Here is a 17,451-nt window from a genome sequence, read left to right as displayed (position 1 = left end):
CCGGGGCCGTACGGGACCGGACCCTAGCCTCCCGCCGGTGCGCACGACCGGATGGTGGGTCCCGCGAGGCGGGGTGGTGGGGGCGGGGCCGGCCGCGGCCCTGACCCTGACGGTGCTGTTGGCGCTGCCGGCCTGCGGAGCGCGGATCGAGGGGACGGCGTGGCCGGAGGGGCAGGGGCCTGCGGTCCCACCCGGCGCGGCGACGACGGCGGCGCCCGCGCCGGAGGGGCCGCCTACGTCGTTCCGCGTTCCTGGCGCACCGGCCGCCGGGAGCCCGGAGCTCGGCGGCCCGGCCACGGGGGACCCGGAGTCCGGCCCTGGTCCGACCGGCGCACCGGACGGCCCCTCCCCGCGCGACGGGGCCCAGCGCGACGGGGCCCAGGACACCGGGGACACCGGTCCCGCGGACGGCGAACCAGCCGGCGACGAGGCCGCCGACGGCGGGGAGCGCGCCGACGACCCGTCGTCCGGTGGGCGGGGACCGGATTCATCGACGGGCACGCCGGCGCCGGAACGGTCTCCGGCCGGTCCTGCCGCACCGGACCCGCCCGCCCCGGGAACGTCCGGGGAGCCGACCCGCGTCGTCCCGCCGATCCCGGTCGGGTCCTCGCCGGGTAAGGCTCCCGCACCGCGGACCCCGACCGCTCCGGCGACCCCGCCACCACTGACCGCCGACGTCGTCGACGACGAGTGCCTGCTCGACGACGCGGCCCTCACCGGGCTGCTCGGTGCGGCGCCGGACGCGCCCGCGGCGAACGGCGTCGTCGCACGCCCGGACGGGACCCGGATCCGGGCCTGCTTCGCCGCGGGCGGGCCGGCGACGGTCTCGGTGAACGTCTACGCGGCCAACCGGGGCACCCCGGCCGAGCGCGTCCGCGCCGCGGCCGGGGCCCGGCCGCTGTCCGGCACCGCGGACGGCACCGTCGCGGCGCTGCTGGACACGGTCGCCGGCACGGCGCTGCAGGTCGGCACCGCCCGCCACCTGATCACCGTCGCGGTGGACGGGCACGCCCCGTCCGACGAGGCGTGGCGGACTGCGGCCCGCGCCGCCGTCGCACGCCTGGCCGGGCGCTGAACGCCGGCCGGGCCGGGACCGCCGCGGCGGCGGTCAGCGCAGGACGGCTCCGTGCCGGCCGGTGGCCTCGGCGACCGCGGCGTCCCGGGCGGCGTTGGCCTCCTCGCCGGTCAGCGTCCGGTCCGCGGCGCGCATCCGCAGCGAGAACGCCAGCGAGCGCTTCCCCTCGCCGACCTGGTCACCGGTGTAGACGTCGAACAGCCGCACCGACTCGAGCAGCTCGCCGGCGCCCGCGGTGAGCGCGTCGGCCAGGTCGGACGCGGCCACCGTCTCGTCGGCGACCAGCGCGACGTCGACGGCGACCGGCGGGAACGGCGACACCCGCGGCACCGGCAGGTTCTCGCGCAGCGGGATCGCGTCCAGGTCGAGCTCGGCGGCCGCGGTGCGTGCCGGCAGGCCGAGGGCCTCGACGACCTTGGGGTGCAGCTCCCCGGCGTAGCCGACGACGGTGTCCGTCCCGGTCACGACCAGCTCCGCGCACCGGCCGGGGTGCCACGGCGCCCGCTCGCCCCGCCGCGGGCGCAGCTCCACGCCCGCCGCGGCGCCGGTCAGCCGGGCCGCCTCGACGGCGTCCTCCCAGGACGCGGTCCGGCCGGTCCCCCACCAGCCGCGCGGCACGCGGTGACCGGCCAGCACGACGGCCACGTGCGTGGGCTGCGCGGGCAGCGCGGCGGTGATCGCCGCGTACTCCTCGTCGGACGGCCGCGCGGTGACGGCCGGGTCCGGCATCGCCGACGGGGTCGCGGCGGGCTGCACGACCTGCCCGACGGTGGAGAGCGCCACGTCCTCCGCGCCCCGGGAGCGGTTGCGGACCAGCATGTCGAGCAGCCCCGGGAGGAGCGTGGTGGACAGCCGGGAGCGCTCCGCGTCCAGCGGGTTGGTGACGGCGACGGTGCGGCGGCGCTCGTCGTCGGCGTCCAGCCCGAACTGGTCCCACACGCCGTCGGAGACGAACGGGAACGGCAGCACCTCGACGAGCCCGGCCTCGGCCAGCGCCCGCGAGACCGCGCGGCGGCGCCGCTGCGCGGCGGTCAGCCCGCGCCCGGGCGGGGCCGCGGGCAGCTCGGACGGGATCGTGTCATAGCCCTCCAGGCGCAGCACCTCCTCGACCAGGTCGGCGGCCTGCGCAAGGTCCGGCCGCCAGGTCGGCGGGGTCGCGACGATCTGGCCCTGCCCGTCGGGGCCGGTGTCCAGGTCGACGGTGCAGCCGACCTGGCCGAGCCGCCGCGCGGTGGCGCCGCGCGGATAGGTGACGCCGGCGACGCGGTCGGGCAGCGACAGCGGCATCCGCACCGGCGCGACGGCGGGCACGCCGCCGGAGTCGGTGCGGCCGTCGGCGAGGGTGCCGCCGCCCAGCTCGACGAGCAGCTGTGCGGCCCGCTCGGCGGCGACCGGCGGCAGCGCCGGGTCGACGACCCGCTCGAACCGCTTGGACGCCTCGCTGGGCAGCTTGTGCCGGCGGGCGGCGCGGGCGATCACGGTCGGCGAGAAGTGCGCGGCCTCCAGCAGGACGTCGACGCGCCCACCGGGCTCCAGGTCGCCGGGCGCCGGGATCTCGGTCGAGGCACCACCCATCACGCCGGCGAGCCCGATCGGGCCGGACTCGTCGGTGATCAGCAGGTCGTCCGGGTCGAGGGCCCGGGTGTGGCCGTCGAGGGTCTCCAGCTTCTCCCCCGCCTCGGCCCGGCGGACCTCGATCGTGCCGGTGACCCGGGCGGCGTCGTAACCGTGCAGCGGCTGGCCGAGGTCGAGCATCACGAAGTTGGTGACGTCGACGATCAGCGAGATCGGGCGCATCCCGGCCGACAGCAGGGCCCGCTGCATCCACCAGGGGCTCGGCGCGGCCGGATCCACGCCGTCGACCCGACGGACGACGAACCGTGGGCAGCCGGTCTCATCGGTGATCCGGACCGGCCAGGCGTCGCCCTCGGTGTCCGGAACGGCGACCCGGGCGGCCGGGTCGGCGTAGCCGGCGTCCAGCGCGGTGGCGAGCTCGCGGGCCAGCCCGCGCACGGCGAAGCAGTAGCCGCGGTCCGGCGTGACGGCCAGCTCGATCACCGGCTCGGTCAGGCCGAGGACGGCGAGCGCGTCGTCGCCGGGCTCGGCCGTCCCGGGCGGCAGCACGAGGATGCCGGCGTGGTCGGCGCCCAGGCCGAGCTCCTTCGCCGAGGCGATCATCCCGTCCGAGGTGCGGCCGTAGGTCTCGCGCCGCGCGATGGCGAACCCGCCCGGCAGCACCGCGCCCGGCTCGGTGACGACGACGAGGTCGCCCACCGCGAAGTTCTGCGCACCGCAGATCACGTACCGGTGCCGGTCACCGGAGAAGTCCACCCGGCAGTACCGGATGGGCTTCTTGAACTCGGTGAGCTCGGAGATCTCCGCGACGCGCGCGACCGTCACCGGGCCGGTGATCTCCGGGGCCGGGTGGATGTCCTCGACCTCGAGCCCGACCCGGACGAACGCCTCGCCGATCTCGTCGGGCGACGACGGCAGGTCCGCCGGGTCGATGTGCCGGGCGAGCCAGGAGGCGGACACTCGCACTGCTCAGAACTCCTTGGAGAGTGGTGACTGGGTCGGACGTCAGACGCCGAAGGCGGTGGAGAAACGCACGTCGCCCTCGACCATGTCGCGCATGTCGGGGATGCCGTTGCGGAACATCAGGGTCCGCTCGATGCCCATCCCGAAGGCGAAGCCGGAGTGCACCTCCGGGTCGATGCCGCAGGCGCGCAGCACGTTCGGGTTGACCATGCCGCACCCGCCCCACTCGACCCAGCCGGCCCCGCCCTTCTTCTGCGGGAACCAGAGGTCCACCTCGGCGGACGGCTCGGTGAAGGGGAAGTACGACGGCCGCATCCGCGTCCCCGACTCCGGCCCGAACACCGCGCGGGCGAACGCGTCCAGGGTGCCCTTGAGGTGGGCCATCGTGAGGTCCTGGTCGACCGCGAGGCCCTCGACCTGGTGGAACACCGGGGTGTGCGTGGCGTCGAGCTCGTCGGTGCGGAACGTCCGCCCCGGGCACACGACGTACACGGGCAGCTCGCGCTCGAGCAGCGACCGGACCTGCACCGGCGACGTGTGCGTGCGCAGCACCGTGCCCGAGTCCTGACCACGCTCCGGGTCACCCAGGTAGAAGGTGTCCTGCATGGTGCGGGCCGGGTGGTCCTTCCCGAAGTTCAGCGCGTCGAAGTTCAGCCAGGACGCCTCGACCTCCGGGCCCTCGGCGACCTCCCAGCCCATCCCGACGAAGATGTCGGCGATCCGCTCGGACAGCTGCGTGATGGGGTGCCGGGCGCCGCGCGGGCGGCGGTCGGTGGGCAGCGTGACGTCGACGCTCTCCTCGGCGAGCACCCGGGCGTCGCGCTCGTCGACCAGGACGGCGCGGCGCTCGTCGAACGCGGCCTGCACCTCCTGGCGGGCGGCGTTGACCCGCTTGCCCGCGTCGGCGCGTTCCGGGCCGGGCAGCTGCCCGAGCGAACGGCGGGCCATCGGGATCGGGGCCCGGTCGCCGAGGTGCGCGGGCTTGACCGCCGCGAGCATGTCCAGGTCGGCGGCGCCGTCGAACCCCGCGCGCGCGGCCTCGACCGCAGCCTTCAGCACGTCCGCGTCCAGCGGGCTCGTCACGTCGTTCCCGGGGGCGTCCGTGTTCACGGCAGCGTCGTCCTTCGCAGCGGCGTCGTCACTCATGGTGCCTTCGATCGTAGAGGGACCCCACGAGGAGGTTTCCGAACAGGTCGGCCCGGTCGGGGCGGGTCACGCGCCGGTGTGCAGCCGTGGGGCGACGCCGGCCCGGGCGCCAACCGTGCCGTACAGGCAGATCGCCGCGGCGGTCGCGAGGTTCAGCGATTCGGCGCGGCCGTGGATCGGGATCCGGATGCGGTGGTCGGCCGCGGCCAGCAGCTCGTCGCCCGGGCCGTGTGCCTCGCTGCCGAGCACCCAGGCGACCGGGCCGGCGAGCAGCGGGGTCGTCTCCGGGTCGTGCAGGTCGCGTTCGCCGCCGCCGTCGGCCACCAGGACGGTCAACCCGGCGGCCCGGCACGCCGCGAGCACACCGGCCGCGTCCCGGTCCCGGGCCAGCGGCAGGTGGAACACGCTGCCGGTGGAGGCGCGGACGGCCTTGCCGTTGTGCGGGTCGACGGTGTCGCCGGCGAGCAGGACGGCGTCGCAGCCGGCGGCGTCGGCCACCCGGATCACGGTGCCGACGTTGCCGGGGTCGGAGATCCCGGCGCAGACGGTCACGAAGCCGGGGATGCCGGACAGCGCCGTCGCGACCGGCACGTCCAGCAGGTCGCAGACGGCGACCAGCCCCTGCGGCGTGACGGTCTCCGACAGCGCGGCGGCGGCCCGCTCGGTCACGGTGAGCACCCGGACGCCGCCGGTGCGGGCGGCGGTGACGAGCTCGGGGTGGCGCTGCGCCGCGGCCTCGGTCACGAACAGCTCGTGCACCGGGCCCGCGTCGAGGGCCTCGCGGACGGCCTGGGCGCCCTCGACGAGGAAACGCCCGGCCCGATCGCGTCCGGCGCGGCGCAGCAGCTTGCGGGCGGCTGCGACGCGCGGGGTGCGTTCGGTGCCGAGCGTCTCGGTGGTGCTCGGGGTCACCTCAGGCCGCGGAGCCCTGCTCGTCACCGACGGGCAGGTTCTCCTTGGCGACCTTCACCAGCGCGGCGAAGGCGGCCGGGTCGCTGACGGCGAGCTCGGCCAGGATCTTGCGGTCGACCTCGACACCGGCGGCCTTGAGGCCCTGGATGAAGCGGTTGTAGGTCATGTCGTTGGCGCGGGCCGCGGCGTTGATGCGCGTGATCCACAGCTGCCGGAAGTCGCCCTTGCGCGCGCGACGGTCCCGGTAGGCGTAGTTCATGGAGTGGAGCATCTGCTCCTTGGCCTTGCGGTACAGCCGGGAGCGCTGCCCGCGGTAGCCGGCGGCCGACTCCAGCGTGGTGCGGCGCTTCTTCTGGGCGTTCACCGCGCGCTTCACGCGTGCCATGGGTATCTCCTGGGGTGGTGCGGCGGCCTCATGCGGGGGCGGAGGCCGTCGGGTGGTGAAAGGGGCGGAAGGTCAGCGACCGAGGAGCTTCTTGACGCGCTTGACGTCCGGCTTGGCGACGTCGACGACACCCGACAGGTCGCGCTTCTCCTTGCGGGACTTGACCTCCAGCCGGTGGCGCAGGCCGGCCTGCTGGCGCTGGAGCTTGCCGCTGCCGGTGATGCGGACCCGCTTCGCGGTCCCCTTGTGCGTCTTGTTCTTGGGCATGACGTATCCGTTCGGTGTCGGCCCCCGGCCGGACCGGGGGTCGTTCGGGTACTGCGTCCGGGCTCGCCCGCGCGAAGCGGGCGAGCCGGTTGCTCACGCCTCGGCTTCCACCGGGGCGTCGGAGGTGGCGGCGGCCGCGGGCTTCCGGCCGACCGGCTTCTTGGTCGGAGCCAGCACCATCGTCATGTTGCGGCCGTCCTGCTTGGGAGCGGCCTCGACGACGGCGATGTCCCCGATGTCCTCCGCGAGCCGCTGGAGCAGGCGGTAACCGAGCTCGGGGCGGGACTGCTCCCGGCCGCGGAACATGATCGTGACCTTGACCTTGTTGCCGCCCTCGAGGAAGCGGCGGACGTGCCCGCGCTTCGTCTCGTAGTCGTGCTTGTCGATCTTCGGCCGGAGCTTCTGCTCCTTGATCACGGTGAGCTGCTGGTTGCGCCGGGACTCGCGGGCCTTCTGCGCGCTCTCGTACTTGAACTTGCCGTAGTCCATGAGCTTGCAGACCGGCGGGCGGGCCTGGGCGGCCACCTCGACCAGGTCGAGATCGGCGTCCTGGGCCAGCTTGAGGGCGTCCTCGACGCGCACGATCCCGACCTGCTCCCCGTTCGGGCCCACGAGGCGGACCTCGGGCACGCGGATGCGGTCGTTGATGCGGGGCTCTGTGCTGATGGGGTCTCCTGAGTAATTCGCTGTTTCGCTACAACCTGGTGTGCCGGCGACGACAAGCGAAGACCCGTGGATCGACCCACGGCACGAACGTGCCGTCAGGCCGGACCATGAACCCGGACGCCGCTACGATCACGGCGCGGGTGGGAGCGGGGCTCCACTTGACGCCCGGAACATGCGGGTCAACGCATGACCGGGTGGTCGCATTCCCGAGAGTAACAGCCCCGCCGGGCCCCTCGGCACCGGGGCAGGGGCAGTATGTGACGATCTCGGGTGGTCAGAACCTACCGTTGATCGTCCGCGCCTGGCAGGTTGCAGGTCGTCCGATTCCGAGAGGAGCTCCACGGTGTCCGCCGAACCACCCGCACCGGCCGTGTCGGTGTGCATCCCGGTCTACCAGGGCGCGGAGTACCTGGACCGGACCATCCGCAGCATCCTCGACCAGGACGCCGACCTCGAGGTCGTCGTCCGCGACAACGGCAGCACCGACGGTTCGTCGGAGGTCGTGGAGAAGTTCGACGACCCGCGGGTCCGGCTGGTCCGGGTCGAGAACACGGTGCCGATGGCGGCCAACTGGGCCGCGACGGTAGACCTGGCCCGTGGCGAGCTGGTGAAGATCGTCTGTGCGGACGACCTCATCGCGCCAGGCTCGTTGAGCCGGCAGGTGCAGACGCTCAGCGCGGATCCCTCGCTCGCGATCGCCGCGGGCCGCACCGACATGATCGACGGGGCGGGCCGGATCCTGTTCCCGAACCGGCACCTGCCCAAGAGCCTGCTCGGCACCCGGTCCGCGCTCGACGTGCTGCGGACCGTCGTCCGGCACGGCGGCAACCCGATCGGACCGTCGGCGGCGCTGACGTTCCGGCGGGCCGACTACCACGCGGTCGGCGGCCTCGACGGCGGTCTGCTCTTCACGATGGACCTCGACCTGTGGGTCCGGCTGCTGCGGCACGGCGGGATGCACGGCGACGCCCGGTCCGCGGCCTCGTTCCGGATCCACGGCGGGTCGGCCTCGGCGGCCGCGTCGCGCGACGAGTTCGGCATGCAGCGCGAGTTCACCAAGCGGCTCATCGAGGACATCGAGCCGGGGATCCGGCGCCGTGACCGCGTCATCGGCATGGCGGGCAGCTACGCCGCGCTGGTGAAGCGGTACGGCCTGTTCGTGCTCGGGACGGTCCGCGAGCAGATGGACACCCGCCGGGCCTGACCGAGCTCGACCGGCCTGACCGGGCCTGACCGGCCGTCCGGGCCGGACAGCGGGCCGACGCCGGGCCCGAGCGGGCGCCCGGCCCACCCGAAGATCGCGAGACGGGTTCCGGTCGGTGCCGGAGATGGCACCTGCGGGAACCCGGAGGACGATCACTCCCCGGCTCGGGGCTCACCGCGCCCACCCCGGTCCGATGATCATCGGACCGGTTCCGGTTCGTGCCGCAGAAGGCACCTACCGGAACCCGGACGACGATCATCGCGGCCGGCCCGGTGGCACACCGCATGCTCGGCAGCAAGGCGGCAGGGTCCCGACCATCATCCCGGAGCGCGGCGGCCCCGTGCGGCCCACCGCGCGCCTCCGGCCCGGTGCCGACCGTCGCAGCGCGGCGGTGCAGCCGTGGTCACGACTTCCGGCGCCGGTCCCCGCGGAGCACAGAGCCCGAGTGTGGGTAGCAGAAGGGACCGGCCCGTCGGCAGGTGCGGCCTCCGCCGGGACGGCCCGACGGGAGCCGCAGCGCAGGCAGTGGAGTCCTGCCGGTCAGCCGGCCGCCTTCGCCGTCGTCCGCCGGCGGGAGGTCCCCGCGCCGGAGCCGGATCCGTTCGAGGACGCGCGGCGCCGTGGGCGGGCCGCCGGGCGCTCGTCCGGGACCACCAGGTCCCGTAGGAACTTCCCGGTGTGGCTCTCCGGGTGGGCCGCGATCTGCTCCGGGGTGCCCTGCGCGACGACCGTTCCGCCGCCGGAGCCACCCTCCGGCCCCATGTCGATGACCCAGTCCGAGGTCTTGATGACGTCGAGGTTGTGCTCGATGACGATCACCGAGTTGCCCTTGTCCACCAGGCCCTGGATCACGGCGAGCAGCTTGCGGATGTCCTCGAAGTGCAGCCCGGTGGTCGGCTCGTCGAGGATGTAGACCGTCCGGCCGTTGCTGCGCTTCTGCAGCTCGCTGGCCAGCTTGACCCGCTGCGCCTCACCGCCGGACAGCGTCGGCGCCGGCTGACCGAGCCGCACGTAGCCCAGACCGACGTCGACCAGCGTCCGCAGGTACCGGCTGATCGAGGTGATCGGGTCGAAGAACTCGGCAGCCTCCTCGATCGGCATGTCGAGGACGTCGGCGACGGTCTTGCCCTTGTAGTGGACCTCGAGGGTCTCCCGGTTGTACCGGGCGCCCTTGCAGACCTCGCAGGGGACGTAGACGTCCGGCAGGAAGTTCATCTCGATCTTGATCGTGCCGTCGCCGGTGCACGCCTCGCAGCGGCCGCCCTTGACGTTGAAGGAGAACCGGCCCTCGGTGTAGCCGCGGACCTTCGCCTCGGTGGTGGCCGCGAAGAGTTTGCGCACCTTGTCCCAGACCCCGGTGTAGGTGGCCGGGTTGGACCGCGGGGTCCGCCCGATCGGCGACTGGTCGACCCGGACGAGCTTGTCCAGCTGGTCGACACCGGTGATCCGGGTGTGCCGGCCCGGGACCTGGCGGGCGCCGTTGAGCCGGTTCGCCAGCACCGTGGCCAGGATGTCGTTGATCAGCGTCGACTTGCCGGAGCCGGACACTCCGGTGATCGAGACCAGCCCGCCGAGCGGGACGTCGACGTCGATCCCGCGCAGGTTGTGCTCGCGGGCACCGACGATCGTCAGCTTCCGGGCCGGGTCGAGCTCCCGGCGCTGCGGCAGCGGGATCGACTTGCGCCCGGACAGGTAGGCACCGGTCAGCGAGGTGTCGTGCGACTCCAGCTCGGCCACCGGGCCGGAGTGCACGATGTGCCCGCCGTGCTCACCGGCGCCCGGGCCGATGTCGACCGCCCAGTCCGAGTGCCGGATGGTGTCCTCGTCGTGCTCGACGACGATCAGCGTGTTCCCCAGGTCCCGCAGCCGGGTCAGGGTGTCGATCAGGCGCCGGTTGTCCCGCTGGTGCAGGCCGATCGACGGCTCGTCGAGCACGTACAGCACGCCGACCAGGCCGGAGCCGATCTGGGTGGCCAGCCGGATCCGCTGCGCCTCACCGCCGGACAGCGTGCCCGCCGCCCGGTCCAGCGACAGGTAGTCCAGGCCGACGTCGAGCAGGAAGCCGAGCCGGGCCTGGACCTCCTTGAGCACCGCACCGGCGATCATGGCCTGGCGGTCGTCGAGCACCATCCCGTTCAGGAACCGGGAGCACTCGAAGACCGACATGTTCGAGACCTGGGCGATCGACCGCTCCCCCAGCTCCTCGTGCGGCAGGGTCACCGACAGGACCTCGGGCCGCAGCCGGGCGCCGCCACAGGCCGGGCACGGGATGTCCCGCATGTAGCCCTCGTAGCGCTCGCGCTGCGACTCGGACTCGGTCTGCTCGAGACGCCGCTCCAGGAACGGCATGACGCCCTCGAAGTTGGCGTAGTACGAGCGCTCGCGGCCGTACCGGTTGCGGTAGCGGACGTGCACCTGGTCGTTGCTGCCGTTCAGCACCGCCTTCTGCGCGGTGGCCGGGAGCTTGCGCCACGGGGTGTCCATCCGGAAGCCGATCGCCGTCGACAGCCCGGACAGCAGCCGGCCGAAGTACTCGGCGTTGTGCCCGCTCGACCAGGGCGCGATCGCACCGTCGCCCAGCGAGAGGTCCGGGTCCGGCACGACGAGCTCCGGGTCGACCTCCTTCTTGATCCCGATACCGGTGCAGGCCGGGCAGGCACCGTAGGGCGAGTTGAACGAGAAGGTCCGCGGCTCGAGGTCGTCGACGGCGAGGGTGTGCCCGTTCGGGCAGGCCATCCGCTCGGAGAACCGGCGCTCGCGGCCCGGGTCGTCGTCGGGCAGGTCGACGAAGTCGAGCACGACCAGCCCGTCGGCCAGGCGCAGCGCGGTCTCGACCGAGTCGGTGAGCCGCTGCTTGGCGGTCGCCTTCACCGACAGCCGGTCGACGACGACGGCGATGTCGTGCTTCTCCTGCTTCTTCAGCTTCGGCGGGTCGGACAGCTGGTGCACGGTGCCGTCGACGAGGACGCGGGAGTAGCCCTGCGACTGCAGGGTGGAGAACAGGTCGACGAACTCGCCCTTGCGGGTGCGCACGACCGGGGCCAGGACCTGGAACCGGCTGCCCTGCTCCATGTCGAGGACCTGGTCGACGATCTGCTGCGGGGTCTGCTTGGCGATCCGCTCGCTGCACTCCGGACAGTGCGGGATGCCGGCCCGGGCGTAGAGCAGCCGCAGGTAGTCGTGGATCTCGGTGATCGTGCCGACCGTGGACCGCGGGTTGCGGTTGGTCGACTTCTGGTCGATCGAGACCGCCGGGGACAGGCCCTCGATGAAGTCGACGTCGGGCTTGTCCATCTGGCCGAGGAACTGGCGGGCGTAGGCCGACAGCGACTCGACGTACCGGCGCTGGCCCTCGGCGAAGATCGTGTCGAACGCGAGGCTCGACTTGCCCGAGCCGGACAGCCCGGTGAACACGATCATGCTGTCCCGGGGCAGGTCGATGTCGATGCCCTGCAGGTTGTGCTCGCGCGCGCCGCGCACGACCAGCCGGGGACCGTCGGGGACCGGCGACGCGCCCGGGGACAGCGCGCGGCCGACGTCTCGGCGATCGGTGCTCTGGTCGCTCACGTGCGCGCCTCCTGGCCTGGGGCGGGGTCGTCTGTTCGGGTGGCAACCCTGGTACGACGCTCCCGGCGGTCCGGACATTCCCGCGACCGGGCTCCGGCGACCGGCGAGCGTGGTGTCCACGTGCGGTCCCGATGCTAGGTCGACCCACCGACAACGACCCGGCGGGCCGGGTCCGGAGCGGGGTCCGGAGCGGTGGATGCACAGCGACACGCGCCGGTCGGTACGCCGTGCACGGTACTCGTACGCATGTTCGACGGTGCACCGGGGCCGGGGTAGCGGGTTCGCCCCACCGCGGATGTCGGTCCCGGCCGCTACTGTTCGCGCCGTGGACGTCCTGGAGAACTACACCGGTCACACCGACGCCGGCGGCGCCGCCATCCGCCGCGATCTGCCGAAGCTCAGCATCAGCAAGATCTCGGTCGGCGAGATGGACAACAACGCCTATCTCCTGGTGTGCAAGGAGAGCAACGAGGCGCTGCTGATCGACGCGGCCGCCGAGCCGAGCCGGATCGCCGACCTGATCGGCGCGGCCGACGAGCGCCCCGACCTGCGGCACCTGGTGACCACGCACCGGCACGCCGACCACTGGCAGGCCCTCGGGGCGATCGCCGGCATGTTCGAGCCGCGGCTGATCGCGCACCCGCTGGACGCGCCCGAGCTGCCCGCCCCGATGGACGAGTTCGTCGAGCACGGCGACCACATCACCTTCGGCGGCATCGATCTCGAGGTGATCCATCTGCGCGGCCACACCCCGGGCGCGATCGCGCTGCTCTACCGCGGCGACGACCGGCCGCACCTGTTCACCGGGGACAGCCTGTTCCCCGGTGGGCCGGGCAAGACGTGGTCGGCGGAGGACAATGCGCAGCTGATCGCCGACCTCGAGGAGCGGGTGTTCGACCGGCTCACCGACGACACCTGGTTCTACCCGGGGCACGGGGACGACTCGACGCTCGGCGCCGAGCGGCCGAGCCTGCCGGAGTGGAGGTCGCGCGGCTGGTAGCAGTCGCGCCACCGTCTGCGACCGGGGCCGCCCACGCCATGTGGGCGGCCCCGTCGTCTGTCGTCACAGCTCCGCGACGTCGCTCAGGCGAGAGGCGGGCCACCGCGGCGGGCCCGCCGCAGGCCGCTCCGGTGACAACGTGTCGCAAGGACGCGATACTGGTCATACCGGCCAGAGGGGTGACGTCGTGACCAACTACGAGCGTCTCTACCGGCTGGGGATCACGCCGTGGGAGCGCTATGGACGCGCCACCGCGGAGAGCACGCGAGCCCGCCTGGATCGCGAAGCGGCCGACCGCGGGCGTCCGCTCGGCCGTGCGCTCGATCTCGGGTGCGGCCGCGGGCTGCTCACCCCGGAACTGGCCCGGTGTGGCTGGGAGGCCGTCGGCATCGACTACGTCCCGGGCGCCGTCGAGGCCGCGCGCCGCAACAGCGGCGCCGGCGTCACCTACGTCGTGGGGGACGTGACCGACCTGAACTCGGCCGAGCTGGGCACGTTCGACTTCTTCCTCGACGTCGGCTGCTTCCAGGGGTTCGACGGCGAGCAGCGTCGCGCCGAGGGCCGGGGGGTGACCGCCCTCGCCGACCCCGGTGCGACCGTCCTGCTCCTCGCCTTCGGGGCGACCCGGCTGCGGCGGATGGTCGGCGGGGTGGCCCGGGGCGACGTCCAGGAGGCGTTCGCGGCGTGGGACCTCGTCGCCGTCGAACCGGCGGAGACGGATGGTCTGGGCTGGCCGATGAACCGGACGGCGCCGGCCTGGTACCGGTTCCGTCTGCGCGGATGACGGTCGGCTGCGCTACAGCTCGGCCCGTCGCCGGAACCGGATCGACTCGGTCCGCTCACGCGCCGTCACGGTCATCAGAGCTGAGGATTCGGCCGTTCGGCGGCTCATGGTGGCCCGCGAGGGCCGATGAACCCGGCGAACGGCCGCGTGGTGCGGCCCGAGCCGCGGGAGCACCGGACATGAACGGCCGCCGACACGTCCTCGCCGCTGTGCCCGTGGCGCTCCTCGCCGCGATGGGTGTCACGGCCGGGCTGGCCATGACGGCGCCGGCGAGCGCCGCACCCGCCGTCGCCGCGTCGGCGGAGAGGACGGCGCCGTCCCTGCGCCCGCTCGTCCCTCCGCCGCCCGTTCCGGACCGGTTCGGCCCGGAACCGCCCCTTCCGCGTGCCGTCGCGGCGAGGGCGGCCGCGCCGCGTGTGGTCTACACCTGCGAGCCGCATGCGGCGGCGCGGATGGACGACCCGACCCAGCCGGACGTCATCACGAACAAGGACTGCCCGGACCTCATCGCGGCGAAGGAACAGGCGCAACGCGAGTACCTCGCGCAGCTGGACTCCGAGGTGGGCACGGACCCCCGCGAGTACACCTGCTCCGACCCCACGAGTGCCGACTACGGCACGGCCGCCTGCGGCACCGACGCGGACGGTGACGGGCTGATGGACGACGTCGTCGGGTTCGGCGGCTGACCGCGACCGAACTCGCAGAATTCTCGGCGACCTCGCAGCAGCCACAGCAGCTGCGAGGTCGCCGAAGGATCTGCGAGGTGCCTGCCATGGGGCACACACCGATGAGCCCGACAGCCCGGTAGGGTCACGAACAGGAGCACCGCACCGACCCCGGAACCACCCATGTGAAACGGAGACCGGCATCGCGATGCGCGACGTCGAGGTGACGGCCTACGAGATCGCGAGCAGCCGCCCACCGTTCTGAGCGGGGCGCTGTCAGCCGGGCCCCCGAGCCCGGCGTCCCGGGCCTGGGCGACGGCCGCCGACCGGCTCCCGACCCTCAGCTTGCCGAACACGGCACTGACGTCGTTGCGCACGGTCTTCTCCGACAGCGACAGCCGTCGCGCGATGGCCGTGCTGGTGAGGCCGCGCGCCACCAGGTCGAGCACCTCACGCTCGCGGGCCGTGAGATCTCCGAACGGGACGGCGGGGCCGTCGGCCACCCGCCGTCGCACCCGCTCGGCCGCACCGTGGCCGACCACCATCGCCCCCTCGGCGAGTGCTGGCGCTGCTGTGCCTGCCGGCCACCCGGCGTCACGTCGTTGCGTGATCCATTTCTGACACCGAATCGTCACGGTCCCTGGCGGTGACAGCGACGAACGGTGGTCAACCGCTCCCGCGTGCGTGCCGACGAGCAACGAGGTGGACCGCACCCGGCGGTCCGTGATGAGCGGGAGCAGTACTCGTGAACGTCGACCGCAACGCCCTCCGCACCGTCGTCCCCGTCACCGCGATCTACCTGATGTGGACCACGGCCGCCGCGCTGGGCGTGCAGCACCCGGCGGACGACGTCGCGACCGTCCCGCTTCTCCCGGCCCCGACGACCGTGCCCGCCCTGCGCCCGCTCGTCCCACCGCCGCCGGTGCCCGAGAGGTTCGGCCCGGAGCTCCTGCCCGGAGCCCGGCGCTGATCAGCGCGGGAGGCCCGGCGGGAGGTCGGCGCCGGCGTCGCCGTACAGCTCCCGCCAGCGCCCGGCGGGCAACCGGTCGAGCGGGCGGTCGGCGAGGCCCCACGCCGCGGGGACCGCGGACGCCAGGAGCTCCGGTCCGATCAGCCCGGCGTCGTCGAGCTCGGCGAGCAGCTGGGGCACCCGGGGCGGCCCGACCCGGGCGACGGCGGCGTCCCACCCGGCCGGGGTGAGCGCGCGGTCCCGGTCCAGCAGCGCGTTCACCGTGATCTCGTAGAGGGCCTGGCTCACGACGACCAGGATGCCCGTTCGGCCGACGCCCTCGCCGCGGGGCCGGATCCGGTCGCGGACCGTGTCATCGGGGCCTCCCGGGACGCGCAGCATCGTTGCATTTTGCAAGATAGTCGCGTTCGGCAACCGGCACCCGGCGCGCGGTGTACGGATCACGGGACCCTGTTTCCTGCCCGGCGCCGCGAGCCGCTCGTCGTTGATCACCGACGGTCACCGTGACAGGGCGACCGGCCGTCGCGACTGCTCCGAAAGGCCGCTGTGCGGGGCGCGACGCGGACCTAGCGTGCCGGACCGATGAGCGCTCCCCACTCCGACGACCGCGACGACCGCGCCGCCGACCCGGCCACCGACCACGGGGCCGGGCCCGGCCGGGCGGACGGCACCGCACGTGACGGCCGGGGGCCGGCGCGTCCCGAGGAACGGCGCAACGGGCACACCGCCGCGGCGGTGATCGACGGCGCGGCGCTCGTCGAGGGCGCGGCCGTGCCGCTCCCCCGGCCGGTGCCGCCGTCGACGACCGGGCCTCCGCGTCCGCAGCACGCCGGGGCCGGACCGGGGTTCCCGGGCCCCGGTGCCGGACCGCCGGCGATGGCGCCGACCGGCCCCGTGCACGGGATGCCTCCCGGCCCGCGCACCCCGCCCATGCCCTGGCCCGCGGTCGGGCAGCCGGACGCGGGCCCGGCGCCGGTGCCGTCGGTCTACCCCGGTGGACGCCCGCCGGAGCAGCACGAGGGTCCCGCCTGGCGCCGGACGATCGCCGGGATCGGCACCGCCGGGGTCACCGGGCTCGCCGAGTCGGTGCGCGAGGCCGTCCCGCACCGGGCGGCGGCCGTGGCCGTCGGTGCGACGTTCGCGCTCGCCGTCGGCATCCTCGTCGCCGCCTACGCCGGCACGCCCGGTCCGGAGCCCGAGGAGGGGACCCTGCAGTCGGCCGCCGTCGAGACCCCGGCCCCGGTGCCGGCGGACCTGGTCGAGGGGACGTCCGCGGCCGATCCGGCCGCCTTCGGTGCCGTGCCCACGTTCAGCTCCCCCACCGGCAACATCGCCTGCCGGATGGACGAGGGCGGCGCGCGCTGCGACGTCGAGAACCGGACCTGGACCCCGCCGGACGCGAACTGTGCCGACCCCGGGCTGGCCATCGGCGGCCCGGCCGGGCCGCGGTCGTCCTGCGACGGCGGCGCGCCCGACCCGGAGCGGGGCGCGATCCTCGAGTACGGCACGCACGTCACCCACGGCGCGGTCACCTGCGTCAGCCGCCGCTCCGGCGTCGAGTGCCGGGACGGCGGCACCGGGCACGGCTTCGCGGTCGCGCGGGCGTCGTACCGGATGTACTGAGTGCCGGACGTGCCGGTGCCGGATGTACTGGGCGCGCGGAGCGTTGGGATAGCGTCACCGGACGTGACGGCGGTCGTGGAGATCTTCACCGACGGTGCCTGCGTCCCGAACCCGGGGCCCGGCGGGTGGGGTGCGGTGCTGCGCTGGGGCGAGCACGAGCGCGACCTGTACGGCGGCGAGCCCGGGACCACGACGAACAACCGGATGGAGCTCACCGCCCCGATCCGCGCGCTCGGGTTGCTGACCCGCCGCAGCGTCGTGCACCTGCACACCGACAGCACCTACGTGCGCAACGGGATCACCCAGTGGCTGCCGCGCTGGCGCTCGCGGGGGTGGCGGACCGCCGCCGGCGAGCCGGTGAAGAACGACGACCTGTGGCGCGAGCTCGCCGACGCCGTCGCCCGGCACGACGTCACCTGGTACTGGGTGAAGGGCCACTCCGGGCACCCGGAGAACGAGCGCGCCGACCGCCTCGCCGCGAAGGGCTGCGAGGAGGCCGGCGGGCGCGCTGCGCCGGCCCGTCCCCGCGCACCACGCAGCCGCCGACGCGCGACGACGTGATCGCCAGGATCGTGACGCGGCCCCGCTGGGCGGCGTTCTCGTCACGATCCCGGCGATCACCACCGGCTCGGGGGGGCAGGGGCGTCGG

General features: G+C 74.1%; 17 protein-coding genes. 8 read left to right on the top strand and 9 right to left on the bottom strand.

What is annotated here, in order from left to right; genetic code table 11:
• The first annotated feature begins 37 nt into the window (after positions 1-37).
• Positions 38-1,075, top strand: a complete 1,038-nt coding sequence (locus WIS52_RS19000; RefSeq protein WP_349299618.1) for a hypothetical protein — start codon at positions 38-40, stop codon at positions 1,073-1,075.
• Between the two features lie 33 nt (positions 1,076-1,108).
• Here the strand turns inward: WIS52_RS19000 and pheT are convergent, their stop codons facing one another.
• From pheT to infC, 6 genes are all read right to left on the bottom strand, one after another.
• Positions 1,109-3,616: a phenylalanine--tRNA ligase subunit beta gene (gene pheT, locus WIS52_RS18995; protein ID WP_349299617.1), complete on the bottom strand. Its 2,508-nt coding sequence runs from the start codon at positions 3,614-3,616 to the stop codon at positions 1,109-1,111.
• Between the two features lie 39 nt (positions 3,617-3,655).
• Positions 3,656-4,759, bottom strand: coding sequence for a phenylalanine--tRNA ligase subunit alpha (pheS, locus tag WIS52_RS18990; protein ID WP_349299616.1), 1,104 nt, complete (start codon positions 4,757-4,759; stop codon positions 3,656-3,658).
• 66 nt (positions 4,760-4,825) lie between these two features.
• On the bottom strand, positions 4,826-5,671 hold the full coding sequence (locus WIS52_RS18985; RefSeq protein ID WP_349299615.1) for a TrmH family RNA methyltransferase: 846 nt from the start codon (positions 5,669-5,671) through the stop codon (positions 4,826-4,828).
• 1 nt (position 5,672) lies between these two features.
• Positions 5,673-6,056, bottom strand: coding sequence for a 50S ribosomal protein L20 (gene rplT / locus WIS52_RS18980; RefSeq protein ID WP_349299614.1), 384 nt, complete (start codon positions 6,054-6,056; stop codon positions 5,673-5,675).
• A gap of 72 nt (positions 6,057-6,128) precedes the next feature.
• Positions 6,129-6,323, bottom strand: a complete 195-nt coding sequence (gene rpmI, locus WIS52_RS18975; protein ID WP_349299613.1) for a 50S ribosomal protein L35 — start codon at positions 6,321-6,323, stop codon at positions 6,129-6,131.
• A gap of 93 nt (positions 6,324-6,416) precedes the next feature.
• Positions 6,417-6,989 carry a translation initiation factor IF-3 gene (gene infC / locus WIS52_RS18970; protein ID WP_349299650.1) on the bottom strand — a complete coding sequence of 191 codons (573 nt, stop codon included), beginning with the start codon at positions 6,987-6,989 and terminating at the stop codon, positions 6,417-6,419.
• Between the two features lie 343 nt (positions 6,990-7,332).
• Here infC and WIS52_RS18965 point away from each other — a divergent pair, with 343 nt between their 5' ends.
• Positions 7,333-8,193 (top strand): glycosyltransferase, encoded by an 861-nt coding sequence (locus tag WIS52_RS18965; protein WP_349299612.1) that lies wholly within the window; start codon positions 7,333-7,335, stop codon positions 8,191-8,193.
• Between the two features lie 540 nt (positions 8,194-8,733).
• On the opposite strand, the gene uvrA is transcribed toward WIS52_RS18965, so the two are convergent.
• Positions 8,734-11,718 (bottom strand): excinuclease ABC subunit UvrA, encoded by a 2,985-nt coding sequence (gene uvrA, locus WIS52_RS18960; RefSeq protein ID WP_349299649.1) that lies wholly within the window; start codon positions 11,716-11,718, stop codon positions 8,734-8,736.
• 367 nt (positions 11,719-12,085) lie between these two features.
• Between uvrA and WIS52_RS18955 the strand changes: the two genes are divergently transcribed.
• The 3 genes from WIS52_RS18955 (at position 12,086) to WIS52_RS18945 (ending at position 14,230) form a co-directional block, all read left to right on the top strand.
• The gene (locus WIS52_RS18955; protein ID WP_349299611.1) at positions 12,086-12,760 is read left to right on the top strand and encodes an MBL fold metallo-hydrolase; all 675 of its coding nucleotides are present in this window, start codon (positions 12,086-12,088) and stop codon (positions 12,758-12,760) included.
• Between the two features lie 187 nt (positions 12,761-12,947).
• A complete protein-coding gene (locus WIS52_RS18950) occupies positions 12,948-13,544 on the top strand; it encodes a class I SAM-dependent methyltransferase (protein WP_349299610.1) in 597 nt (198 codons plus the stop codon).
• Positions 13,545-13,723: 179 nt separating this feature from the next.
• Complete coding sequence (locus WIS52_RS18945; protein ID WP_349299609.1) at positions 13,724-14,230, top strand: hypothetical protein; 507 nt, start codon at positions 13,724-13,726, stop codon at positions 14,228-14,230.
• Here the strand turns inward: WIS52_RS18945 and WIS52_RS18940 are convergent.
• Positions 14,155-14,754, bottom strand: coding sequence for a response regulator transcription factor (locus tag WIS52_RS18940; RefSeq protein ID WP_349299608.1), 600 nt, complete (start codon positions 14,752-14,754; stop codon positions 14,155-14,157). The two genes, WIS52_RS18945 and WIS52_RS18940, sit on opposite strands and share 76 nt — an antisense overlap.
• A gap of 200 nt (positions 14,755-14,954) precedes the next feature.
• On the opposite strand from WIS52_RS18940, the gene WIS52_RS18935 reads away from it, so the two are divergent.
• Positions 14,955-15,179 (top strand): hypothetical protein, encoded by a 225-nt coding sequence (locus tag WIS52_RS18935; protein WP_349299607.1) that lies wholly within the window; start codon positions 14,955-14,957, stop codon positions 15,177-15,179.
• Here the strand turns inward: WIS52_RS18935 and WIS52_RS18930 are convergent, their stop codons facing one another.
• Positions 15,180-15,560: a hypothetical protein gene (locus WIS52_RS18930; protein WP_349299606.1), complete on the bottom strand. Its 381-nt coding sequence runs from the start codon at positions 15,558-15,560 to the stop codon at positions 15,180-15,182.
• Between the two features lie 201 nt (positions 15,561-15,761).
• Here WIS52_RS18930 and WIS52_RS18925 point away from each other — a divergent pair, with 201 nt between their 5' ends.
• Together WIS52_RS18925 and rnhA are read left to right on the top strand one after the other, a co-directional pair.
• A complete protein-coding gene (locus WIS52_RS18925) occupies positions 15,762-16,802 on the top strand; it encodes a hypothetical protein (RefSeq protein WP_349299605.1) in 1,041 nt (346 codons plus the stop codon).
• Between the two features lie 63 nt (positions 16,803-16,865).
• A complete protein-coding gene (gene rnhA, locus WIS52_RS18920) occupies positions 16,866-17,363 on the top strand; it encodes a ribonuclease HI (RefSeq protein WP_349299604.1) in 498 nt (165 codons plus the stop codon).
• Positions 17,364-17,451 lie beyond the last annotated feature (88 nt).

It is taken from the genome of Pseudonocardia nematodicida (assembly GCF_040105385.1).
GTDB lineage: Bacteria > Actinomycetota > Actinomycetes > Mycobacteriales > Pseudonocardiaceae > Pseudonocardia > Pseudonocardia nematodicida.
Note: the sequence above shows the minus strand (reverse complement) of the source record. Positions and strands in the feature narration are given on the sequence as shown.

What these genes read in the sequence shown, in the direction of transcription:
- pheS (WP_349299616.1), bottom strand. Translation starts at nt 4,759, where the DNA reads ATGAGTGACGACGCCGCTGCGAAGGACGACGCTGCCGTGAACACGGAC.
- rplT (WP_349299614.1), bottom strand. Translation starts at nt 6,056, where the DNA reads ATGGCACGCGTGAAGCGCGCGGTGAACGCCCAGAAGAAGCGCCGCACC.
- rpmI (WP_349299613.1), bottom strand. Translation starts at nt 6,323, where the DNA reads ATGCCCAAGAACAAGACGCACAAGGGGACCGCGAAGCGGGTCCGCATC.
- WIS52_RS18945 (WP_349299609.1), top strand. Translation starts at nt 13,724, where the DNA reads ATGAACGGCCGCCGACACGTCCTCGCCGCTGTGCCCGTGGCGCTCCTC.
- WIS52_RS18940 (WP_349299608.1), bottom strand. Translation starts at nt 14,754, where the DNA reads ATGGTGGTCGGCCACGGTGCGGCCGAGCGGGTGCGACGGCGGGTGGCC.
- WIS52_RS18930 (WP_349299606.1), bottom strand. Translation starts at nt 15,560, where the DNA reads ATGCTGCGCGTCCCGGGAGGCCCCGATGACACGGTCCGCGACCGGATC.
- WIS52_RS18925 (WP_349299605.1), top strand. Translation starts at nt 15,762, where the DNA reads ATGAGCGCTCCCCACTCCGACGACCGCGACGACCGCGCCGCCGACCCG.